This window comes from Thioalkalivibrio sulfidiphilus HL-EbGr7, assembly GCF_000021985.1.
GTDB classification, from domain to species: domain Bacteria; phylum Pseudomonadota; class Gammaproteobacteria; order Ectothiorhodospirales; family Ectothiorhodospiraceae; genus Thioalkalivibrio_A; species Thioalkalivibrio_A sulfidiphilus.
In genome coordinates this window covers 1,032,171-1,054,556 of the sequence record NC_011901.1, presented here as the reverse complement: position 1 = coordinate 1,054,556, position 22,386 = coordinate 1,032,171, and the positions used below count along the sequence as shown (strand labels likewise).

The window sequence follows — 22,386 nt, the reverse complement described above, 5'->3', positions numbered from 1 at the left end:
CGTTTATTTGCGGACTCCCTGCGGTTTCATCAACTCGATGAAACGGTCGAACAAGGGCGCCACGTCGTGGGGGCCGGGGCTCGCCTCGGGGTGACCCTGGAAGCTGAAGGCCGGACGGTCGGTGCGGGCGATGCCCTGCAGGGTGCCGTCGAACAGAGAGCGGTGCGTGGCCTTCACGTTACCGGGCAGGGTGTTCTCGTCCACGGCGAAACCGTGGTTCTGGCTGGAGATCATCACCCGCTTGCTGTCCAGATCCTGCACCGGGTGGTTGGCACCGTGATGACCGAACTTCATCTTCACCGTACGCGCGCCGCTGGCCAGGCCCAGCAGCTGGTGGCCCAGGCAGATACCGTAGGTGGGGATGCCGGTGTCGACGATCTCGCGGATGGCGGAGATGGCGTAATCGCAGGGCTCCGGATCGCCGGGGCCGTTGGACAGGAACACGCCATCGGGCTGCATGGCAAGCACCTGGGCGGCGGGGGTCTGGGCGGGCACCACGGTGACCTGGCAGCCGCGATCCACCAGCATGCGCAGGATGTTGCGCTTCACGCCGAAATCGTAGGCCACCACCTTGTAGGGACTGCTGGCCGGCGCCGGGGCATGGCCGCTGCCCAGCTGCCAGGTGCCCTCTGTCCAGTCATAGATCTCGGCGGTGCTGACCTCCTTGGCCAGATCCATGCCCTTGAGGCCGGGGAAGCCCCGGGCCGCCGCAAGGGCTGCCTGCTCGTCGATCTCGCCGGCCATGATGCAGCCGTTCTGGGCGCCCTTCTCCCGCAGGATGCGGGTCAGGCGCCGGGTATCGATGTTGGCGATGGCCACCACCCCGAAGCGGGTCAGGTAGTCGGGCAGGGACTCGCGGCTGCGCCAGCTGCTCACCAGGGGTGGCAGGTCACGAATCACCAGGCCGGCCGCGTGCACACCGGCAGATTCCTCGTCCTCCGGATTCACACCGGTATTGCCGATGTGGGGATAGGTCAGGGTGACGATCTGACGGGCGTAGGACGGGTCGGTCAGGATCTCCTGGTAACCGGTCATGGCGGTGTTGAACACCACCTCGCCGACGGTCTGACCCGGGGCACCGATGGAGATGCCATGGAACAGGCTGCCGTCTTCCAGTGCCAGCAGGGCAGGTGTGAAATTCAAGGGAAAACCTCCGGCGTGCTTGGGACGAGCGGGACGATGATCGGGACAGCACTCCCGCCGGGGATCGAATGTATGGGGGATTTAATGTGTTGAATTTTACGCGATTTGCGGGGGTTTTGTCCAATCGGCGCCCGTCGCGGGGCGCCTGACCCGGGGCCGGCCGGGGGCCGAAGGCGCGGCCCGGACGCACCCCTTGCAAGGCGGGAAAATCAGCGCAGGTCGAGCACGTCCTGCATGTCGTAGAGGCCGGCGGACCGGCCCTTCAGCCAGGCGGCGGCGCGCACCGCGCCCTTGGCGAAGGTCATGCGACTGGAGGCCTTGTGGGTGATCTCCACCCGCTCGCCAATGCCAGCGAACATGACCGTGTGTTCGCCAACGATGTCGCCGGCGCGGATGGTCTCGAAACCGATGGTCTTGCGCTCCCGCTCGCCGGTGTGGCCTTCACGGCCGTAGACGGCGCACTGGGCCAGATCCCGCCCCAGGGCCTCGGCCACCACCTCACCCATGCGAAGCGCGGTGCCGGAGGGTGCATCCACCTTGTGGCGGTGGTGGGCCTCGATCACCTCGATGTCCACCTCGTCGCCCAGCACCCGGGCGGCCAGGTCCAGGAGCTTGAGGCACAGGTTCACGCCCACGCTCATATTGGGGGCGAATACCACGGGGATCTCTTTCGCCGCCTCGCGGATCGTCTGCTTCTGCGCCTCGGTGAAGCCGGTGGTGCCGATCACCATGGCCCGGCCCGCCTTGCGGCAGATCTCCAGATGCGCGAGCGTGCCTTCCGGGCGGGTGAAGTCGATGAGCACGTCAAAGGCCGCCACCTGGGCGGCCGGATCCTCGCTGATGGCCACCCCCAGGCGGCCCACGCCCGCCAGCTCGCCCGCATCGGCGCCGATCAGGGAACTGCCGGCCCGCTCGGTGGCCACGGTGAGATCAAGGCCCTCGGCCTGCTGGATGGCCTCGATCAGGGTGCGCCCCATGCGCCCACCGGCGCCGACGATGCAGATGTTGGTCATGGTTTATTCTTCTGGGTGTGGTTTTGAATTTGAATGGCACGGCTTCGAAAGCCCCGTGGACTAGAGACAAGATACAAGAGGCAAGAGACAAGACAAACCGCTTTCACTTGCCTCTTGTCTCTTGCCACTTGCCTCTGCGCGCCACCGGCGCGCTTACTTATTCCAGAACTTCAGATCCTCGAAGAAGCCCTTCACCCCGTCCAGCCAGCCCTCCTCCTGGGGACTGTGGCGGGTGCCGCCGGCCTTCATGGTCTCGTCCAGTTCCTTGAGCAGTTCCTTCTGACGCTTGGTGAGGTTGACCGGGGTCTCCACGCTGACCCGGCAGATCAGGTCGCCCTGGGCACCGCCGTGCACCGATTTCACGCCCTTGGCACGCAGGCGGAACAGGCGGCCGCTCTGGGTCTCCTCGGGGATCTTGAGGTTGACCCGGCCATCCAGGGTAGGGATCTCAAGCTCCCCGCCCAGCGCCGCGGTGGCGAAGCTGATGGGCACCTCGCACATGAGGTCGTTGCCCTTGCGGGTGAACAGCTTGTGGGCCTTGACGTGGATCTGCACATAGAGATCCCCGGGCGGGCCGCCGTTGATGCCCGCCTCGCCCTCGCCGGAGAGCCGGATGCGGTCGCCGCTGTCCACGCCGGCCGGCACCTTCACGGACAGGGTCTTGTGTTCCTCGACGCGACCCTGGCCATGACAGGCCTTGCAGGGGTGGGTGATCATCTTGCCGGTGCCGTGGCAGCGGGGGCAGGTCTGCTGCACGGAGAAGAAACCCTGCTGCATGCGCACCTGGCCGACACCGCCGCAGGTGCCGCAGGTCTCGGGCGTGGTGCCCTTCTCGGCGCCGCTGCCGTGGCACTCGCCGCACTCCACCAGGCTCGGCACGCGGATCTTCACCTCGGTACCGAACACCGCCTCTTCCAGGGTCAGCTCCAGGTTGTACTGCAGGTCGGAGCCCCGGTAGACCCGGCTGCCGCCACCCCGGCCGCCGCCGAAGATGTCGCCGAAGATGTCCTCGAAGATGTCGCTGAAGCTCGCCCCGCCCCGGGCGCCGCCGCCCGCGGAGGGATCCACGCCGGCATGGCCGAACTGGTCATAGGCGGCCCGCTTCTGGGGGTCGGTGAGGATCTCGTAGGCCTCCTTGGCCTCCTTGAATTTCTCCTCGGACTCCTTGTCGCCGGGATTGCGGTCCGGGTGGTGCTTCATGGCCAGGCGCCGGAACGCCTTTTTCAGTTCCGCCTCGCTGGCGTTCTTCGCCACGCCGAGGATCTCGTAGTAGTCACGCTTTGCCATGAAGTCGTTCGGTCCGTATTGATGTCTGGAAAGTCAAAAGCCGGAACGCAGAGGGCGCAAAGAAGACGCAGAGGGCGCAGAGAAAATTTCTGATGGGAAACTCTCTGCGACCTCCGCGTCTTTGCGTCCTCTGCGTGATCCGCCGGCGCTCAGGGATAGCGCCGCGCTTACTTCTTCTTGTCGTCCACTTCCTCGAACTCGGCGTCCACCACGTCGTCCTGCTGGGCGGAGGCCTGCTCGGCCCCGGCGCCCTCACCGGCGCCGCCCTCGGCGGACTGCTTGGCGTAGACCCGCTCGGCCAGCTTGCCGGAGGCCTCGGCCAGCTTCTGGGTCCTGGTCTCGATCTCGTCCTTGTTGTCGCCCTTCATGGCCTCACGCAGTTCGGAGAGCGCGGACTCGATGGCCTGCTTCTCGCCGGCCTCCACCTGATCGCCCAGTTCCTTCAGGGACTTCTCGGTGGCATGCACCAGGTTGTCCGCCTGGTTGCGGGCGGCCACCAGCTCGTGGAAGCGCTTGTCCTCGTCGGCGTGGGCCTCGGCGTCGCGCACCATGCGCTCCACTTCCTCGTCGGACAGGCCGGAGGAGGCCTTGATGACGATGGACTGCTGCTTGCCGGTGGCCTTGTCCTTGGCGGACACGTTCAGGATGCCGTTGGCGTCGATGTCGAACATCACCTCGACCTGGGGCACGCCGCGGGGGGCGGGCGGGATGTCGGTCAGGTCGAAGCGGCCCAGGGACTTGTTGGCGCTGGCCATCTCGCGCTCACCCTGGAGCACGTGCACGGTCACCGCGGTCTGGTTGTCGTCGGCGGTGGAGAAGACCTGGGTCGCCTTGGTGGGGATGGTGGTGTTCTTCTCGATCAGCTTGGTCATCACGCCGCCCAGGGTCTCGATACCCAGGGACAGGGGGGTGACGTCCAGCAGCAGCACGTCCTTGACCTCGCCACCCAGCACACCGGCCTGGATCGCGGCGCCCACGGCCACGGCCTCGTCCGGGTTCACGTCCTTGCGCGGCTCCTTGCCGAAGAAGTTCTTCACCGCGTCCTGGACCTTGGGCATGCGGGTCTGGCCACCCACCAGGATCACGTCGTCGATGTCGGACACGGACAGGCCGGCATCCTTGAGCGCCACCTTGCAGGGCTCGATGGTGCGCTTGATCAGCTCTTCCACCAGGGACTCCAGCTTGGCGCGGGTCACCTTGATGTTCATGTGCTTCGGACCGCTGGCGTCCGCCGTGATGTAGGGCAGGTTCACGTCGGTCTGCTGGCTGGAGGACAGCTCGATCTTGGCCTTCTCGGCGGACTCTTTCAGGCGCTGCATGGCGAGCGGGTCGCCCTTGAGGTCGATACCCTGCTCCTTCTTGAACTCCTCGACCAGGTAGTCGATGAGACGCATGTCGAAGTCTTCACCGCCCAGGAAGGTGTCACCGTTGGTGGCCAGCACCTCGAACTGGTGCTCGCCGTCCACCTCGGCGATCTCGATGATGGACACGTCGAAGGTGCCGCCGCCCAGGTCGTACACGGCCACCTTGCTGTCGCCGCGCTTCTTGTCCAGGCCGTAGGCCAGCGCCGCCGCGGTGGGCTCGTTGATGATGCGCTTGACCTCGAGACCGGCGATCTTGCCGGCGTCCTTGGTGGCCTGGCGCTGGGAGTCGTTGAAGTAGGCGGGCACCGTGATCACCGCCTCGGTGACCGGCTCGCCGAGATAGTCCTCGGCGGTCTTCTTCATCTTCTGCAGCACCCGGGCGGAGATCTCAGGCGGGGCCATCTTCTTGTCGCGCACGCGCACCCAGGCGTCGCCGTTGTCGGCCTTGAAGATCTCGTAGGGCACCAGCTTGATGTCCTTCTGGACCTCCGGCTCCTCGAAGCGGCGACCGATCAGGCGCTTGACGGCGAACAGGGTGTTCTTGGGGTTGGTGACCGCCTGACGCTTGGCGGCCTGGCCCACCAGCACCTCGCCGTCCTCGGTGAAGGCGACGATGGAGGGGGTGGTGCGGGCGCCTTCGGCGTTCTCGATGACCTTGGCCTTGTCGCCCTCCATCACCGCCACGCAGGAGTTGGTGGTGCCCAGGTCGATACCGATGATCTTACCCATGGTGTGTCTCCAAAAATGTCTGAATTCTGTGTGGAATGTTCCGGTTACCCGCTAGATTTGGGGCAATCCGGGGGATTTCAAGGGTTTCCGACGGCAAAACAGCCTATTCCCCTTCGGGCGCCTTGCTGACCACCACCATGGCCGGGCGCAGCAGGCGGTCGTTGAGCAGGTAGCCCTTCTGCAGCACCGCCATCACGGTGTTGGGTTCCAGTTCCGCGTTGGGCTGCATGGACATGGCCTGATGCCTGTCGGGATCGAAGCGCTGGCCCTGAGGATCCACGGCCTCGACGCCGAACTTCTCCATCACCTGGGCCAGCATCTTGAGGGTCAGCTCGGTGCCCTCGCGGATCTTCTCCACGTCGGTCTCACCCCGGGCGGCGTCCAGGCCCATCTCCAGGCTGTCGCGTACCGCCAGCAGTTCGCCGGCGAACTTCTCCAGGGCGAACTTGCGGGCGTTCTCCACGTCCCGGGCGGTGCGCTTGCGCAGGTTCTCCATCTCCGCCTGGGTGCGCAGCGCCTTGTCGAAGTGCTCCTGGGCCTGGGCCTGGGCCTCCTCCAGCTGCTTGAGCAGGACGGCGGGATTGAACTCCGGGGCCGCGCCTTCGGTGACCGCGCCCTCGGGCGCCTGCGCGGCGGGATTGGGCTGCTGCTGTTCCTCGTTGGACATGGGTCATCTCCCTTCAGGGTCTTGAATCTAAAGGCAATTCCGGGCCACGGGCGAGCGTGTCCCGAGAGCAACTGGTTTCAATGTGGGATTCAGAGCCGGGAATTCAAGGCCGCGCCCAGCAGGCGGGCGGTGATATCCACGATGGGGATCACCCGGTCATAGGGCATGCGGGTGGGGCCGATGACCCCCAGCACCCCCACCACGTGGCCGCCCACCTCGTAGGGGGCGGTCACCACGCTGCAGTCGTCCAGGATCCGGTGCCCGGACTCCTGACCGATGAAGATCTGCACCCCCTGGGCATGGATGCACTGGTCCAGCAGACCCAGGATCTCGCGCTTCTCGTTGAAGGCCTCGAACAGCTGGCGCAGCTTCTCGACGCTGGTCAGCTCGGCGTAATCCAGCAGGTGGAACTGTCCGGCCAGCACCACGTCGTCGGCGCCCTGGTCGGCGGCCACCGCCTGCTCGCCCAGCTCGATGGCGGCCAGCATCAGGGAATTCATGTGCTCGCGCACCGCCTTCATCTCCCGCAGGAGCTGCTGACGCACCGTGGCCAGGTCCCGGCCCACCACCCGGTCATTGAGGTAGTTGGCCATCTGCTGCAGCTCGCCGGCCGAGTAGTCCCGGTCCAGCTCCAGGATGCGGTTCTGCACCTCGTTCTTGTTCATCACCAGGATCACCAGCACCCGGCGCTCGGAGAGCTTCATGAACTCGATCTGGCGCAGGGAGGCGTGCTCGCGGCGCGGCACCCGCACCATGCCCGCCATCTGGGTAACCGCCGACAGCAGCCCCGAGGCGGACTCCACCAGGGCCTTGGTCTCCAGCTCCGGGCTCAGCCGCTCGCGCAGGGTCTGCACCTCGCGGCTGTCCAGGGGCTTGACCTCCAGCAGGCTGTCCACGAACAGGCGATAACCGGCGGCGGTGGGGATGCGCCCGGCGGAGGTGTGCGGGGAGCTGACCAGCCTCATCTCCTCCAGGTCCGCCATCACGTTGCGGATGGAGGCCGCACTCAGGTCCAGGCCGGCGGTGCGCGACAGGGTGCGCGAACCCACGGGCTGGCCTTCCCGGATGTAGCTCTCCACCAGGGTGCGCAGCAGCCGCTGGGCGCGGTCGCTGAGGTCGGTGATGGGCGGCGTATCGGTCATGGCAGCTCGGGTGTGCAGGGAGTCCGGAATTTGGCACTCTCAAGTCATGAGTGCCAAATCCCATAGTATAGGCGCGGGGTCAGGAGTCAAGTAAGGCGCAGAGACAAGAGGCAAGTTACTAGAGACAAGGATTTTGAGATTACCGTGTGTGCAGGGGCATGACCTGAGATCATTACTTGCCTCTTGCAACTTGCCTCTTGCCTCTGCGCCCTCATATACATCAGCCCCGTCTTTTGCCGATAATGCCCAACCATGTCCAAGCCCCATTTCCAGACCATCGGCATCATCACCAAGACCAGTGACGAGCGCCTGGTACACATATTGAAGACCCTGGTGGGACACCTCCTGGGTCACGGCTGCCGCGTGCTGCTGCACGAAAGCGCATGCCAGTGGCTGGAGGATGACCTGGGCTGCGAGACCGCAGACCTGGACGCCATGGGGCAGGCGGCAGATCTGGCCATCGTCATCGGCGGCGACGGCACCTTCCTGGCCGCCGGGCGGGCCATGGTGGATCACCAGGTGCCGCTCCTGGGCATCAACGTGGGACGCCTGGGTTTCCTGGTGGACGTCTCCCCCCACGAGATGCAGAGCCGCCTGGACGAGATCCTGGCCGGTGAATACGACGAGGACTACCGCAGTCTGCTGGCCACCCGGGTGGTGAGCCAGAACGGCGAGGCCGTAGAGCAACTGTCCCTCAACGACGTGGTGCTGCACATCCGCGACGTGGTACGCATGATCGAGTTCGAGACCCGCATCGACGGCCGCCACGTCAACACCCAGCGGGCCGACGGCATCGTGGTGGCCACCCCCACCGGTTCCACCGCCTACGCCCTGTCCGGTGGCGGCCCCATCCTGGCCCCGAGCCTGGACGCCCTGGTGCTGGTGCCCATCTGTCCCCACGGGCTGTCCAACCGCCCCCTGGTGGTCCACGGGGACAGCGAGGTGGAAATCCGCGTCTGCGAACAGAACCGCAGCAACGCCCAGGCCGCCTTCGACGGCCAGGCCAGCACCTTCCTCGAACCCGGCGACCGCCTCATCGTGCGCCGCAAGAAGACCTGCCTGCGCCTGATCCACCCGGTGGGCTACGACTACCTGCAGATCCTGCGGGCGAAGCTGGGGTGGGGGGAGCAGCCGTAAATGGAAGTGGGAAGTGTGAATTGGGAAGTGGGAAGTAGCAGCCACCATGCCTCGCTGATCGCCCTCTCCCTCAGGCCGCTCGCCTCCCTCTCCCTCAGGACAAATCCGCCAGGAGCGGATTTATTCCGGACATCCTGTCCTCCACCCTCCGGGTCGTCCTATCGGACGATCAAATCCGTTCCAGACAGATTTGTGATCAGCCGACAGGCTGGCCCGAAGGGTGGAGGGCAGGATGCCCGGAATTTGAGGGCCGGGGTGAGGGTGGTTTCACTTCCAACTTCCCAATTCACACCTCTCCCTTCCGTTCCAACTTCCCAATTCACCCTTCGCACTTCCTAACCATGATCACCTCCATCCACATCCGCGACTTCGCCATCATCGACGAACTGAGCCTGGAACTCGGCTCGGGCATGAGCGCGCTGACCGGGGAGACCGGCGCCGGCAAGTCGATCCTGGTGGATGCCCTGGGGCTGGCGCTGGGGGACCGGGCGGACAGCACCGCGGTTCGTGCCGGGGCGGAACGGGCGGAGATCAGCGTCGGCTTCGACCTCTCCGACGACGCCGATGCCCTGATCTGGCTGCAGGAGCAGGCCCTGGAGACCGGCCATGACTGCCTGCTGCGGCGCGTGGTGGGCGCCGATGGCAAAAGCCGCGCCTGGATCAACGGCACCCCCACCACCCTGCAGAACCTCAAGACCCTGGGCGAGATGCTGGTGGACATTCACGGCCAGCACGCCCACCAGTCCCTCACCCGCCGCGAGGTGCAGCGCCGCATCCTGGACGAGTTCGCCGACCACCCGAAACTGCTGGACGAGGCCCGCAGCCACTTCCAGGCCTGGCGGGAGATCCAGGAACGCCTGGACCGGGCCGCCGGTGACGACGAGGCCCGCAGCGCCCGACGTGACCTGCTGCGCTTTCAGACCGGCGAGCTCAAGGCCCTGGAGCTGGGCGACGACGAGGTCGCGCAACTGGACGAGGAGCACCGTCGCCTGGCCCATGCGGGGCGCCTGCTGGAAGTGGCCGAATCAGTGCACCAGGGCCTGTACGCCGACGACCAGAGCGTCGACACCCAGCTGGGCCAGCTGCACCACCTGCTGGAGGAAGTCACCCGCCTGGACCCGTCCCTGAAAGAGCCGCTGGAGCTCATCGCCAGCGCCCAGATCCAGATCCGCGAGGCGGCCGATGCCCTGCGCCACTACGCCGACCGGGTGGAACTGGACCCGGGGCGGCTGAGCTTCGTGGAACAGCGCCTCTCCGACATCCACGACCTCGCGCGCAAGCACCGGGTGCCCCCCGAGGACCTGCCCCGGCTGGCGCGCGAACTCCTGGAGGAACTGGCACAGCTGGAAAGCGACGACGAGGACCTGGACGCCCTGAGCCGCAAGGCCGAGGCGGCCGAAACGAAATACCGGGACGCGGCGGCGGCCCTGTCCCGATCACGGCAGGCGGCGGCGAAGAAACTGGGCAAGCAGGTGAGCGAGGCCATGCAGGGCCTGGGCATGGAGGGCGGCAAGTTCCAGGTGGCCGTGGACAGCGACCCGGAGACCCGCCCCGCCGCCCATGGCCTGGACCGCATCGAGTTCCTGGTCACCGCCAACCCTGGTCAGCCCCTGCAAGCGCTGACCAGGGTGGCCTCCGGCGGCGAACTGTCGCGCATCAGCCTGGCCATCCAGATGATTGCCGCCAAGGCCCTGCCCATCCCGACGCTCATCTTCGACGAAGTGGATTCCGGCATCGGCGGGGCGGTGGCGGAGGTGGTGGGCCGGCAGCTGCGCAGCCTGGGCGAGCACCGCCAGGTGTTGTGCGTCACTCACCTGCCCCAGGTGGCCGCCCAGGCCCACCATCACCTGCAGGTGAGCAAGCACAAGGGCAAGGCCGACACCCGCACCCGCATCCAGGTGCTGGACGCCGACAGCCGCATCCAGGAAGTGGCTCGCATGCTGGGCGGCGTGGACCTCACCGAGCAGACCGTGGCCCATGCGCGGGAGATGGTTGAGAAGGCGAAAGACAATTCAAGATTCAATATTCAAGGTTCAAAGGGGTGACACCCGACGCCGGCTGAATGTGCAGCCGCAGCGTCTTCATTGAATCTTGAATCTTAAATATTGAATTGTCTTTACGCCTTCTCCCGATTCGGGCAATCCGGCTTGTTGCACTCCCCGTAGAGGGTGAGCGCGTGATCCTTGATGGTGTAGCCGAACTTCTCAGCGATGGCCTTCTGGCGTTCCTCGATGACGCTGTCCATGAATTCGTCCACCCGGCCGCAGTTCACGCAGATGATGTGGTCGTGATGCCGGCCCCGCTCCAGCTCGAACACCGCCTGGTTGCCCTCGAAGTGGTGGCGATTCACCAGGCCTGCCTGCTCAAACTGGGTCAGCACCCGGTAGACGGTGGCCAGGCCAATCTCCTCGCCGCCTTCCAGCAGCTGGCGATAGATGGTCTCGGCACTCAGATGCCGGTCATCGGAATTTTCCAGCAATTCCAGGATCTTCATCCTGGGCAAGGTCACCTTCAATCCGGCCTTTTTCAGATCCTGGCTTTCCAAGGGGTCCTCCGTTCGGGCCCTGAATCGATGTACAATCCGGCCACACTCACCGGCGCCCCGGACACAACCCGGGTGGCCCAATGAAGGATAACCGATCTCACATGGGAAAGATTCTCACCGGACTCGTGCTCATTGCAAGCCTGCTGCTCCAGGGTTGCGGCTCCGGGCTGTTCTCCGTGTTCCGCCCCGACATTCAACAGGGCAATCACCTGGACGATGAACGCATCGCCCAGCTGGAGACGGGCATGAGCCCGGAACAGGTGCGCTTCCTGCTCGGCGAGCCGGTGCTGCGTGACCCCTTCCACGGGGACCGGCGCTGGGAGTACGTCTACTACCTCAAGCCCGGCGACGGACAGGCGCAGCGCCGCCGCCTGACCATCCTGTTCGACGGGGCCTACCGGGTCTCCAGCATCGAGGACAGTGGACTGAAGTAAGACGCAGAGGCAAGTGACAAGAGAGTTACAGCTTTTGATCTTTCTTGTCTCTTGCCTCTATTCACTTGTCTCTGTCTCCTCTATATCCCCACCACCCTTCTTCATGCGCTTGCCCGCCGCGGCGCGCTGCTTGCGCACCTCCTTCGGGTCGGCGATGAGCGGCCGGTAGATCTCCACCCGATCCCGGGGCTTGAGCACCGTGTCGCGCTTGGTGAGCTTGCCGAAGATACCCACCTTGGCCGACTCCAGATCGATCTCCGGGAAACGCGCTTCGATGCCCGAGGCGCGCAGGGCGTCCTCCACCGTCGCCCCCTCGGGGACGATGACCTCCAGGATCAGCTGGGTGTCGGGCCGGGCGTAGGCCACCTCGACGGTCATGCCCTCGCGGGCACCGGCTTCAGCGGACGCCATAGACTTCCCGGGCCCGGCGCACGAAGGAATCCACCAGGGTATTGGCGATCTGGTTGAACACCGGGCCGATGGCCAGGCCCACCAGGCGGCTGGAGAACTCGAACTCCAGGTCCAGGGACACGCGGCTGGCGCCACTCTCCAGGGCGTCGAAGCGCCAGAAGCCCTCCAGGTGCCGGAACGGCCCCTCCACCAGGCGCACCTCGATCATCTTGTTCTTCTGCAGGCGGTTGCAGGTGGTGAAGGACTTGCTCACCGCCCCCTTGGCCAGTTCCAGGCTCGCCTTGATGGTGTCCTCGTCCCGGGCATGCACCCTGGCGCTGCGGCAGCCGGGCAGGAAGCGCGGGTAGGACTCGATGTCGTTCACCAGGTCGTACATCTGGGCGGGACTGTAGGGCACCAGGGCGCTGCGGCTGATGGAAGGCATAGTGACGGGCAGATCAGATGACGTTGATGGCGCGCAGGAACACCAGCAGGATGCCGATGGGCGCGACGAAACGCAGCAGATAATACCATGTGCGGAACAGCGCCGGCCGCTGCACGTCCAGCTCCGAGGCCACGGAGCGTTCGGTCATGCGCCAGCCCACGAACAGGGCGATGAGCAGACCGCCCAGGGGCAGCAGGATGTTGGAGGTGAGGTAATCCACCGCGCCGAAGAAGGTCATGTCGAACAGGGTGTAGCCGGACCAGTGGTTGAAGGACAGCACCGTGCCGACGCCCAGCAGCCAGGACAGCACCGCCACCAGCGTGGCCGCGCTCACCCGGGTCATGCCCCGGTTCTCCACCAGGTAGGTCACCGCCGGCTCCATGAGCGAGATGGACGAGGTCCAGGCCGCCACCACCAGCAGCACGAAGAACACCGTGCCGAACAGCACCCCGCCGGGCATCTGGGCAAAGGCCAGCGGCAGGCTGACGAAGATCAGCCCCGGCCCCTGGCTCGGCTCGAGTCCCGCCGCGAACACGATGGGGAAGATGGCCAGGCCCGCCAGGATGGCCACCAGGGTGTCGGCACCCACCACCGTGGCGGAGGTCCTGGCGATGGAGGCCCGGGAACTGAGGTAGGAGCCGTAGATCATGATAGCCCCCATACCCAGGCTCAGGGTGAAGAAGGCCTGGCCCATGGCCACCAGCACCGCGTTGCCGGTCAGCTTGCTGAAGTCCGGGGTGAACATGAAGCGCAGGCCCTCCATGAAATGCCCCTCGGCCATGGCATAGCCCACCAGCAGCACCAGCATGAGCAGCAGCAGGGGCATGAGGAACTTCACCGCCTGTTCGAGACCCGAGCGCACCCCCCGGGCCACCACGATCAGGGTCATGCACATGAAGACGGTGTGCCAGGCCAGCAGGCGCTCCGGATCCGCCACCAGGCCCTCGAACATGGCCTGGACACCCTGCGCGTCCAGCCCCGTGAAACTGCCGGTGCCGGCCCGGAACACGTAGGAGAGCGCCCAGCCGGCGATCACACTGTAATAAGAAAGTATCAGGAACCCGGCGACCACCCCCATCCAGCCCATCAGCCCCCAGCCTCGGGACAGGCCCTCCTCGCGGGCCAGGGCGGTCATGGTGTTGATGGGACTCTGCCGCCCGCGCCGGCCGATGAGGATCTCCGCCATCATGATGGGCAGGCCGATGAGCAGGATGCACAGCAGGTAGACCAGCACGAAGGCCCCGCCGCCATGCTCGCCGGCGATGTAGGGGAAGCGCCAGATGTTGCCAAGGCCCACGGCCGAACCCGTAGCCGCCAGGATGAACACCAGTTTCGACGACCACTGCCCGTGGATGGAGGATTCTTTTCTCATCGTTATGCGTCTCCCTGATCGGCGCAGCTATTGTGAGCAATACCAACCCGGCGCTCAACCGCGCCCGCCTTCGCGTATAATCCCGCCCCATGTCGAAACAGGCCAAACAAGCGGGCACCAGCACCATTGCGCTCAACAAGAAGGCGCGCCACGAATACTTCATCGAGGAACGCTTCGAGGCGGGCCTCGCCCTGGAGGGCTGGGAGGTCAAGAGCCTGCGAGACGGGCGCGTGCAGCTCAACGAGAGCTACGTGCTCATCAAGGACGGCGAGGCCTGGCTGTTCGGCGCCCACATCAGCCCCCTGCCCACCGCCTCCACCCACATCCACCCCGACCCCATGCGCAGCCGCAAGCTGCTGCTGCACAAGGAAGAACTCAACAAGCTCATCGGCCAGGTGGAGCGCAAGGGCTACACCCTGACCCCGCTCGCGCTCTACTGGAAGCGCGGCCGGGCTAAGCTGGAGATCGGCCTCGCCAAGGGCAAGAAGGAACATGACAAGCGCGCCACCATCAAGGACCGGGACTGGCAGCGGGAGAAGGAACGGGCGCTGAAGAAGGGTTGAAAGCCCCGCCCCTGGCCTCTTTCATACCGCCATCCTGTCGAAATAACTTACAAATCTTCCCCGGTCCGCGTGGCATGGCTCACAAAAAGCCAAGCAAAATAAGGCTACCAGAACCCTGGCACACTTCCTGCTTCATTGTGACTTAGAGCACACTGCAACGGCGGTTGTGCAAGAAAAACCGACAATGAGGTCCAGGGATATGAAAATCGTTAACAGGATATCTGCCGTTCTGCTGCTGGTGCTGGGTCTTTTGGCCTTCGGCAGTGCCAGCGCCAACACCGTTGACCTTCGGTACACCGGCTTCGTCGGCGGCTCCACGACCGGCACCCTGTACGACACCAACGGCAACCTCATCGGTGGCAGCGGCAGTCTGAACGTGAACGCCGGCCTGTTCGGATTCAATGTCCTGGGCAGCAGTGGTGATGTGGAGTGGGGCGGCCGGGTCGAGGCCTTCTGCATCGAGACCGGGATTGCCCTGAACACCAGCAGCACGGTCACCTACAACGTGGTCAATGCCGGCGACTACTTCTCTGCGAGCCAGCTGGGCGCGATTCAGAGCCTGTACGGCAACAACCACACTAGCCTGGGCAGCACCGCCACCAACGTGGCCTTCCAGCTGGGCCTGTGGGAGATCATCAACGAGACCACCAGCAACACCAGCCTCTCCAACGGCAGCTTCCGCAGCAACGCCTTCGGTAGCGCTCAGGGCATCGCCAACGGCTGGCTGAATGATCTGGGTGAGACCGTCGAGCAGTTCCACATGTACGTGCTGACCTCCGACAGGTCCCAGAACCTGCTGGTGATCACGCCCAAGCCCATCGGCGTCCCCGAGCCGGGCGCCCTGGCCCTGCTGGGCATCGGCCTGCTGGCCCTGGCCATGGGCATGCGCCGCCGCCACTCGGCCTGATCGCCTGAAACGCAGCGCATGAAAAAGCCCGCACCGAGAGAGGTGCGGGCTTTTTTGTATCTGCGCTTGATGTCTGAAAACCCTGTTCTCTCGCGGAGACGCAGAGGCGCAGGGAAAGTCAAAAACAAAACCGGGTCTCTCGCAAAGGCGCGAAGACGCCAAGAAATGCACATTTAAGTTCAAGGATTTTTCTTCGCGCCTTTGCGCCTTTGCGCCTTTGCGAGAGATCGTGTTTTGTTTTTTCCCCGCGTCTCTGCGTCTCCGCGAGAGAATGATTTTTTCAATCAACCCGTATCAGAACCCGGCCCCGGCCGGCAATCCAGCGACATGTGGAAGTTGCGGAACATCATGCCCCGCAGGGGCACGATGCGATGCTCCACCAGCCGGAAGCCGGCATGCTCGAAGAAGGGTCGTGCGGTGATGCTGGCATCGGTGGTCAGGCGGCGCACGCCCCGCTCCAGGGCCCAGGCCCTGGCATGGTCCAGCAGGGCGGTGCCGATGCCACGCCGCAGGTGGCCGGGGTCCACGAACAGCATGTCCACATGCCCGTTGGCCTCCATGGCGATGAACCCGACCACCTGCCCCTGCACCACGTAGACGAACACCGCGCAGCGGGCCAGTCGCCGACACCAGGAAGGCTGATCCGGGGGATCGGGGGCCCAGGCCTCCACCTGCTCGGGGATATAGTCCCGGGCCGCCACCTTGCGCACCGCGTCCTGGAACACCCGCAGAACGGCGTCCAGGTCCTCCTCCTCGAACTCGCGAATGGTCCAGCCACCCCCCTGCACCTCGCTTCCCTGCCATTGCATGATCAAAGGCTCCCGGGGCTAGTGCCGACAGGATGATGGGCGAAAGCACGGCACGCAGATCGCGCAGCCAGACATGGCCGGACGACCTGCGAGAAGACAGGAACGAGCGGTGAGCACCATCGGACAGGATGGCCTGTTCACCATGGATCCCCCAGTGTGTATGAATCAGCCCTTGATTGTGCCGCTTTCAGGCCTGGAACTTGCCTGAAGCCGCATTTATGACAATGGAGCATAGACCCTGATCAGAATTTAGCCAGCCGGTTGACCCGGTTCTGCGCAGACTGGGGCATTTTCTCCGCACATCCGCGACCCGGATTTCCCTTGGGCGCTTAGTGGCATGATCTGCCCCACCTGTACACCCCGAAATCACCACCAGCCACCCGGAAGGCGCACCCACAAACCACTATCTATATGTTTATTCGTCGAATTACACCGCAGCCTGATATCAGGGCAGGCGGCTATTTGCACCCCACTGGTGCATTCCCGGGAATCATGTACAATTAATGTATATGTTGTGCATAAGATATCCGTGGCCACCGTGGCCACGCGAATACTCCGGGGAGGCCTCATGATTCTGAACAAGCGCTTGCACAACGAACTGGCCGAATGTCGACAGGCCCTGGCCGAGACCCGCTTCGCATTCGATGCCATCCGGGCCTCGGTGGCCTACATTGAATTCACGCCAGATGGACAAATCCTGGATGTGAACGAGCAGTTCCTGGCCGCCACGGGCCACACCCGGGAGGTCGTGCTTGGCGCCCATCATCGCCTGTTCTGTGACCCGTCCTACGTCAAGTCCACCGAATACAGGCAATTCTGGGAGCGGCTCGCCCGGGGCGAATCCCATGCAGGCACCTTCCCCCGCCGCAGGGCGGACGGCCGGCGCCTCTGGCTGGAAGCCACCTATTTCCCCGTCAGGGACGCCTCGGGCAGGGTCACCCGGGTGATCAAGATCGCCTCCGACGTGACTGCCAAGCAGGAACAGCTGCGCGATCAGGCGGCCGTGTTCCAGGCCCTGGACCGGTCCATGGCCGTCATCTCCTTCACCCCCGAAGGCCAGATCCTGGATGCCAATCGCAACTTCCTGGATGCCGTGGGTTATCGGCTGGACGAGGTCCGCGGACGACATCACCGCATGTTCTGCGACGAGGCCTTCTACCGCGATCACCCCCATTTCTGGGAACAGCTTGCTGCCGGGGAATTGATGACCGGCAAGTTCCGCCGGCTGCGTTCCGATGGCCGCGAGCTCTGGCTCGAGGCCAGCTACAACCCGATCCTGGACGAACAGGGCAGGACCGTGAAGGTGATCAAATTCGCCACCGACATCACCGAAAGCGTCGACGCCGCCAACAAGATCCGCGACGCATCCGCCGTGGCCTACTCCACGGCACAGCAGACCGCCGACAACGCCGGACGGGGCTACACGTCCCTGCTCGCCTCTGTGGAAAACTCGGAACAGATCCGCGCGCTCATCGATGAGGCCAAGCGCGCCATCCACGACCTCAACAGCCAGTCCAAGAACATCGAGACCATCGTCGCCACCATCAGCAGCGTCGCCTCCCAGACCAACCTGCTGGCGCTCAACGCCGCCATCGAGGCGGCCCGCGCCGGCGAGCATGGGCGCGGATTCGCCGTGGTGGCCGACGAGGTCCGCCAGCTGGCCGCCCGCACCAGCACCGCCACGGAGGAAATCACCCGCGTACTCCAGGGCAATCTCCAGTACACCACGGAGATCGTCACACGCATCGAGAACGTCAGCGAGGCCGCGGAAAGGGGTCGTCAGCAGGTCATCTCCGCAGGCACCCTGGTGGATGAGATCCGCAGCGGTGCCACCCACGTGGTGGACCTGGTGTCCTCGATTCCCAGGGTGGCGTGAGGCGATAAAAGGCTCGCTATAAAGATACGTCTAATACCACTGCGCTGGATCAGACTTGAAACCTTCTTGCATTACCCTGCGCAAGCCCTCAAAAACATCAGGAAGTTGAGAAAAAACTTCAGCCGCCACCTCGGAGAACAAAGGAAGTGTCATATTAACCTTCATCCCATCCTGCCATTCCATCCAAGTATCGCAGCGGATTCTTTTTTTCGATCTTAGATAAATTTGTTGATTGCAGAAATCGAGGTAGTTAAAGATTGCGTCCTTACAACCTAAGATTTCGTCGTCAGTCAATTCTTGCCCAATCAGAGCCTTATATGGAACAGCCCTTATCAACTCTCTGTACTCTTTTGAAAGCGCATCCTCAAATGTAGTTTTTGATTGCTCAGCAGTACGCCATATTTGCCATGCAGCAATTGCAACACCAATAGCGGTAGCAAAACCAGCAACAATCCTAGCAATCTCGTACATAATCAAGCCAAAGCGCAAACTTCACCGCTCATTGACTGAACCGCTAAGCCCCAAGAGCTCAGCGACATATCCTTTATAATTTATTTGAAGATTCCTTAAAGTGTCGTCTACAGCATTATAAGTCACCACATAATCCTCATTCTCACCTACATATAAAGACGTATATACTGTATCCACCACGCTGTAACTTGCAACCTCCGAAGCAGTTATAAAATTATCAACTTCACCCTTAGCAACTCCATAGTAGAAAGGATGCAAGGACTTACCTTTGTAAGCCCTAGTCGGAGTAAACAACGTTGCCCCATCAGCACTGTAATAAGGCATGCTAATTTGTGTTACGATCCCATCGGCATCGAAGCAAACCACGCCCAAGTAAGAAATAGTCACACACTTCCCAGCGACATCCTCAACCCAAGCCACAGGATCCCCGAAGCCATGTAAACCCAACACCTTTGAGGCGTGCTTATAGGACTTACCAACCAAATTGTTAACGATTGTCTCCGAACCAATGAACGGCAAATACGCAGCAAGCTCATCGGTTATCTGCCCGGCAATTCTAAGCTCTTCTAAAGCACCAACCAGAGCCTCATTAAACCTCGACTCTCGATGCCTATAAAACAACTCATTCAAACAAGCCCATGTACTTATATAAGTATCGCGCGAGGATCCAGCATCAAGCCTTCCACAACGCGCTATTGACCAATCCTCATAATCTCTAGAAACCCCAGAGAGATTCCTCTCAATATAGGACTGACTCAACCTTTCGACACGGTCATAGGATACTGACGACATTCGATCCCACAGCGCACGAGGAGCGCCCATTTCTTGAAAATAGTCAGCCACCCACTCTGCTATCAGCAATGAATGCTCACGTGCCTCGTCTGCGGTGATTTCTCTGAGCGATGATGGCTCTATGTATGGCCTGTGAACGGTAATATAATCTCCCTCTCGCTTAATACCTCCTAACCAAATAAATAAACATGCACTATCGCAGGTACAGTGCTGAATATTGTAGAGAGGGGTACAACTCGCATCCGGTCGCGCAGTAGGGATATCAGTAACATACCCTATTTTACGTATTAATCTGCCAATGCGCATTGCCTCATGCAGATCACCTCCAGGCGATGAAATAAAAATACTTGCCCCATAACCTGATGACAGCAAAGCGGCCAGAAATCTTTGGTAATCACCTTCAACTATCTCACCGTCAATGACCACAACATCATGACTAGGAAAATATGAAAAATATGCACCTCCATTTATCTTTTCTTCAGCGCTTAGTACATTAACTGTAGCGGCAGTTAATGCAAAAATAAATCCAAATATAGACCACCTAAACATGACAATAACCACCCCGGCATCGAAAATGTAAATGAGCACACCTAAAAACTAGCCTCACCATCAACGGCCTGAATATACTTAGGAAACGCTTAATAACTCGGCGTTTCCGCAGTCAGTGACGAACCGCCCGCGAATCGAACACCTACAAATTTGACTCGAGCAGCAGCGTCAGGGCGTGTACCGGGTACTGCACGCACTGGCAAGTCCGTCCTGGACTTGTTCAGCACCCCCTCACAGCTTGTTATGGCTACCATCGCAGAACGGCACATTCCCCGTGCGCTTGCACTGACACAGCCAGGCCTCGCCGGTCTTCTCGGCGGTGAAGGCCACCGGCTCGCAACCGCTGCCCTGGTGGGAGCCGTCGCAGAAGGGCTGCTTCTTGGACTTGCCGCACGCGCACCAGAAGTATTTCTTGCCCGCCTCCAGCTGCACGGCGATGGGCTGCTTGGCGGCGATCTCGGGCTTGCAGTTGCTCATGTAAAAGTCTCCTTCGGGTTGCTTGCTTGTCAGTGTCTTGTTGTCGGTTGTTGTTCACTGCCCTGCCCCGCTGCGGCGCAGGGATCGGGGACTACCAGGGGGACGGCGGATTGAGCTTTTCCAACAGACGGGTGTGGGCCTGCAATTCCGCCTCCGAGGGGCGGATGACCCGCAGGCGCGCGCGGGCTTCGGGCAGACGCCGGATGCTCTCGGCGCGTGCCTCGCCATTGACGCCCGCAGCCTCGCCGCCCAGGGAGAGGGTGGTCTGGCCGCCGGTCATGGCGAGATAGACATCCGCCAGGATGCGGGCGTCGAGCAGGGCGCCGTGCAGCTCGCGCCCCGAGTTGTCGATCTGGTAGCGCTTGCACAGGGCGTCCAGGCTGTTGCGCTGGCCCGGGTGCATGCGCCGGGCCAGGTCCAGGGTGTCCAGGATGCTCGAGTAGTCGGTCACCTGGCCACGGGCGGCGTCCAGCAGCTTGAGCTCGTGGTCCAGGAAGCCCACGTCGAAGGGGGCATTGTGGATCACCAGCTCGGCGCCGCGGATGAACTCCAGGAACTCGTCCACCACGTCGGCGAAGCGCGGCTTGTCGGCCAGGAACTCGTTGCTGATGCCGTGTACCGCCAGCGCGCCCTCGTCGATCTCCCGGTCCGGCTGCAGGTAGTGGTGGAAAGTGCGCCGGGTGATGCGTCGCCCCACCAGCTCCACGCAACCGATCTCGATGATGCGATGACCCTGGGCCGGCTCAAGACCGGTGGTTTCCGTATCCAGCACCACCTGGCGGTGGTTGTTGTCGGACATCTCGACGCGATTGTTCATGGGGTTCTCGGTTCAGGCGTGACGGACAGACATTAAAAGATTTCGACGCGAAGACGCAAAATCGTGAAACATGAAAACACCTAATTGGGTTCCCCGTGTCCCAGTGACCCCGTGAGAGAAGCCTGTTTCCTTAAAGCCAGGCAAACACATGTTCTCTCACGGGGGCACGGAGCCACGGGGAAATCAGAATTTGATCAGCAATCACGGTTTTCTTCACATCTTTGCGCCGCGTTTGCCTTCAGGCCCCTGCCAGCATCTCGTCGATGGCCTCGTTGGCCAGCTGGTCGGCCAGTTCGTTTTCCGGGTGGCCGGTGTGGCCGCGCACCCAGTGCCAGGCCACCTCGTGGCGGGCGGCGGCGGCGTCCAGGCGCATCCACAGGTCCTGGTTCTTCACCGGCTTGCCGTCGGCCGTGCGCCAGCCCTTGCGCTTCCAGCCGTGGATCCACTGGGTCAGGCCCTGCTTCACGTACTGGGAGTCGGTGGTCAGATCCACGGCGCAGGGACGGGTCAGGGTCTCCAGGGCCATGATGGCGGCAGTCAGTTCCATGCGGTTGTTGGTGGTCTCGGCCTCGGCGCCCTTGAGGGTGCGCTCCCTGCCCTTGAAACGCAGCACGGCGCCCCAGCCGCCGGGACCGGGATTGCCGCGACAGGCACCGTCGGTGTAGATCTCCACCCGCTGGGACTCAGCCACGACCCTGTCTCCGCAACCCGGAACTGGCCAGCCCGGCGGCGAGCCGGCGGCGCGGGCGCCAGCGGGGGCGCATGGGGGTGAGCGTGGCGACACGCTTGCGGGCAAGGATCACGTAGGCACCTCCGAAGTACGGCCAGAAACGGGCGCCCAGTGTCTCCATGAACTGCAGGCGGCGCAACAGCCCGGCGCCCCGCAGCGGCGGACGGAAGCCGGCGGGCACGCAGGCCACCAGGTCGAAACCCAGCAGGCGCAGCCAGTCCTTGATGCGAAACACGCTGTAGTAGCGCCCGCGCCAGGGGGCCATCCCCCCGCGCCCGGCGAACAGGCGACGCAGGCCCATGAGGCTGAAGGGATTGAAACCGACGATGAGCAGATGCCCCTCGGGCACCAGGGTGCGGTCCACCTCGCGCAGCACCTGGTGGGGATCCGAGCAGAATTCCAGCACATGGGCCAGGACCACCACGTCCAGGGTGTCGGACTGCACGGGCAGGGCCCGGGGCTGGGCCAGCACCTGGGCCGGGGGGGTAAGGCTCAGGCTTACCTGGTGGATGATGCGCGAGCCCTCCAGCATATCCAGGGATTCACCCAGATCACCCACCTGCAGGGCATGGTAGCCGAACAGCTGGGGCACCACGCTGGCCGCATAGCGGCGCAGTTCCGCCCTGAGCGCCTCGCCGGGCGGCGTGGCGTACCAGGCACGCAGGTCCTGTCGGTCGCGGATGGCGTCGGAGGGGTTCATGGCCGACAGCATATCCCATGGGCCGGG

22 protein-coding genes and 1 pseudogene are annotated in these 22,386 nt (G+C 63.3%); 6 read left to right on the top strand and 17 right to left on the bottom strand.

The window, feature by feature from the left end; translation table 11 throughout:
* Positions 1 to 3 precede the first annotated feature (3 nt).
* The 6 genes from carA to hrcA all read right to left on the bottom strand — a co-directional run bounded on the left by carA (position 4) and on the right by hrcA (position 7,345).
* Complete coding sequence (gene carA / locus TGR7_RS04865) at positions 4 to 1,143, bottom strand: glutamine-hydrolyzing carbamoyl-phosphate synthase small subunit (RefSeq protein ID WP_012637547.1); 1,140 nt, start codon at positions 1,141 to 1,143, stop codon at positions 4 to 6.
* Between the two features lie 209 nt (positions 1,144 to 1,352).
* A complete protein-coding gene (dapB, locus tag TGR7_RS04860) occupies positions 1,353 to 2,156 on the bottom strand; it encodes a 4-hydroxy-tetrahydrodipicolinate reductase (RefSeq protein ID WP_012637546.1) in 804 nt (267 codons plus the stop codon).
* A gap of 153 nt (positions 2,157 to 2,309) precedes the next feature.
* Entirely contained in the window at positions 2,310 to 3,443 is a 1,134-nt protein-coding gene (gene dnaJ, locus TGR7_RS04855; protein ID WP_012637545.1) for a molecular chaperone DnaJ, read from the bottom strand.
* 167 nt (positions 3,444 to 3,610) lie between these two features.
* Positions 3,611 to 5,536 (bottom strand): molecular chaperone DnaK, encoded by a 1,926-nt coding sequence (dnaK, locus tag TGR7_RS04850; protein ID WP_012637544.1) that lies wholly within the window; start codon positions 5,534 to 5,536, stop codon positions 3,611 to 3,613.
* Between the two features lie 103 nt (positions 5,537 to 5,639).
* A complete protein-coding gene (gene grpE, locus TGR7_RS04845) occupies positions 5,640 to 6,203 on the bottom strand; it encodes a nucleotide exchange factor GrpE (protein WP_012637543.1) in 564 nt (187 codons plus the stop codon).
* An 89-nt stretch (positions 6,204 to 6,292) separates the two neighbouring features.
* Positions 6,293 to 7,345 (bottom strand): heat-inducible transcriptional repressor HrcA, encoded by a 1,053-nt coding sequence (hrcA, locus tag TGR7_RS04840; protein ID WP_012637542.1) that lies wholly within the window; start codon positions 7,343 to 7,345, stop codon positions 6,293 to 6,295.
* A 252-nt stretch (positions 7,346 to 7,597) separates the two neighbouring features.
* Between hrcA and TGR7_RS04835 the strand changes: the two genes are divergently transcribed.
* Positions 7,598 to 8,482 carry an NAD(+) kinase gene (locus tag TGR7_RS04835; RefSeq protein ID WP_012637541.1) on the top strand — a complete coding sequence of 295 codons (885 nt, stop codon included), beginning with the start codon at positions 7,598 to 7,600 and terminating at the stop codon, positions 8,480 to 8,482.
* Between the two features lie 341 nt (positions 8,483 to 8,823).
* Complete coding sequence (recN, locus tag TGR7_RS04830) at positions 8,824 to 10,527, top strand: DNA repair protein RecN (protein ID WP_012637540.1); 1,704 nt, start codon at positions 8,824 to 8,826, stop codon at positions 10,525 to 10,527.
* 71 nt (positions 10,528 to 10,598) lie between these two features.
* On the opposite strand, the gene fur is transcribed toward recN, so the two are convergent.
* Positions 10,599 to 11,027 carry a ferric iron uptake transcriptional regulator gene (fur, locus tag TGR7_RS04825; RefSeq protein ID WP_012637539.1) on the bottom strand — a complete coding sequence of 143 codons (429 nt, stop codon included), beginning with the start codon at positions 11,025 to 11,027 and terminating at the stop codon, positions 10,599 to 10,601.
* A gap of 101 nt (positions 11,028 to 11,128) precedes the next feature.
* On the opposite strand from fur, the gene TGR7_RS04820 reads away from it, so the two are divergent.
* A complete protein-coding gene (locus TGR7_RS04820; protein WP_041440978.1) occupies positions 11,129 to 11,461 on the top strand; it encodes an outer membrane protein assembly factor BamE in 333 nt (110 codons plus the stop codon).
* 57 nt (positions 11,462 to 11,518) lie between these two features.
* On the opposite strand, the gene TGR7_RS04815 is transcribed toward TGR7_RS04820, so the two are convergent.
* The 3 genes from TGR7_RS04815 to TGR7_RS04805 are packed head-to-tail and all read right to left on the bottom strand — an operon-like array spanning position 11,519 to position 13,668.
* Positions 11,519 to 11,872, bottom strand: coding sequence for an RnfH family protein (locus TGR7_RS04815; RefSeq protein WP_012637537.1), 354 nt, complete (start codon positions 11,870 to 11,872; stop codon positions 11,519 to 11,521).
* Positions 11,859 to 12,296 (bottom strand): type II toxin-antitoxin system RatA family toxin, encoded by a 438-nt coding sequence (locus TGR7_RS04810; RefSeq protein WP_012637536.1) that lies wholly within the window; start codon positions 12,294 to 12,296, stop codon positions 11,859 to 11,861. The genes TGR7_RS04815 and TGR7_RS04810 overlap by 14 nt, the downstream gene beginning before the upstream one ends.
* A gap of 13 nt (positions 12,297 to 12,309) precedes the next feature.
* Positions 12,310 to 13,668 carry a sodium-dependent transporter gene (locus tag TGR7_RS04805; RefSeq protein ID WP_012637535.1) on the bottom strand — a complete coding sequence of 453 codons (1,359 nt, stop codon included), beginning with the start codon at positions 13,666 to 13,668 and terminating at the stop codon, positions 12,310 to 12,312.
* A gap of 89 nt (positions 13,669 to 13,757) precedes the next feature.
* Here TGR7_RS04805 and smpB point away from each other — a divergent pair, with 89 nt between their 5' ends.
* Positions 13,758 to 14,231 carry an SsrA-binding protein SmpB gene (gene smpB / locus TGR7_RS04800; protein WP_012637534.1) on the top strand — a complete coding sequence of 158 codons (474 nt, stop codon included), beginning with the start codon at positions 13,758 to 13,760 and terminating at the stop codon, positions 14,229 to 14,231.
* A 199-nt stretch (positions 14,232 to 14,430) separates the two neighbouring features.
* Complete coding sequence (locus tag TGR7_RS04795; RefSeq protein WP_012637533.1) at positions 14,431 to 15,138, top strand: PEP-CTERM sorting domain-containing protein; 708 nt, start codon at positions 14,431 to 14,433, stop codon at positions 15,136 to 15,138.
* A 284-nt stretch (positions 15,139 to 15,422) separates the two neighbouring features.
* On the opposite strand, the gene TGR7_RS04790 is transcribed toward TGR7_RS04795, so the two are convergent.
* The gene (locus TGR7_RS04790) at positions 15,423 to 15,947 is read right to left on the bottom strand and encodes a GNAT family N-acetyltransferase (RefSeq protein ID WP_012637532.1); all 525 of its coding nucleotides are present in this window, start codon (positions 15,945 to 15,947) and stop codon (positions 15,423 to 15,425) included.
* Positions 15,948 to 16,515: 568 nt separating this feature from the next.
* Between TGR7_RS04790 and TGR7_RS04785 the strand changes: the two genes are divergently transcribed.
* The gene (locus tag TGR7_RS04785; RefSeq protein WP_012637531.1) at positions 16,516 to 17,823 is read left to right on the top strand and encodes a methyl-accepting chemotaxis protein; all 1,308 of its coding nucleotides are present in this window, start codon (positions 16,516 to 16,518) and stop codon (positions 17,821 to 17,823) included.
* A 30-nt stretch (positions 17,824 to 17,853) separates the two neighbouring features.
* Here TGR7_RS04785 and TGR7_RS17010 read toward each other — a convergent pair whose 3' ends face one another.
* The 6 genes and pseudogenes from TGR7_RS17010 to TGR7_RS04765 form a co-directional block, all read right to left on the bottom strand.
* On the bottom strand, positions 17,854 to 18,294 hold the full coding sequence (locus TGR7_RS17010) for a hypothetical protein (RefSeq protein ID WP_081434314.1): 441 nt from the start codon (positions 18,292 to 18,294) through the stop codon (positions 17,854 to 17,856).
* A 21-nt stretch (positions 18,295 to 18,315) separates the two neighbouring features.
* The gene (locus TGR7_RS17425) at positions 18,316 to 19,674 is read right to left on the bottom strand and encodes a COG3904 family protein (RefSeq protein WP_148211467.1); all 1,359 of its coding nucleotides are present in this window, start codon (positions 19,672 to 19,674) and stop codon (positions 18,316 to 18,318) included.
* 204 nt (positions 19,675 to 19,878) lie between these two features.
* A pseudogene (locus TGR7_RS04780) lies at positions 19,879 to 20,112 on the bottom strand (CDGSH iron-sulfur domain-containing protein); the annotation flags it as partial.
* A gap of 91 nt (positions 20,113 to 20,203) precedes the next feature.
* Complete coding sequence (gene dnaQ, locus TGR7_RS04775) at positions 20,204 to 20,929, bottom strand: DNA polymerase III subunit epsilon (RefSeq protein WP_148211466.1); 726 nt, start codon at positions 20,927 to 20,929, stop codon at positions 20,204 to 20,206.
* Between the two features lie 238 nt (positions 20,930 to 21,167).
* Positions 21,168 to 21,620, bottom strand: a complete 453-nt coding sequence (gene rnhA, locus TGR7_RS04770) for a ribonuclease HI (RefSeq protein ID WP_012637527.1) — start codon at positions 21,618 to 21,620, stop codon at positions 21,168 to 21,170.
* Positions 21,613 to 22,359: a class I SAM-dependent methyltransferase gene (locus tag TGR7_RS04765; RefSeq protein WP_245523030.1), complete on the bottom strand. Its 747-nt coding sequence runs from the start codon at positions 22,357 to 22,359 to the stop codon at positions 21,613 to 21,615. Before TGR7_RS04765 ends, rnhA begins: the two co-directional genes overlap by 8 nt.
* Positions 22,360 to 22,386 lie beyond the last annotated feature (27 nt).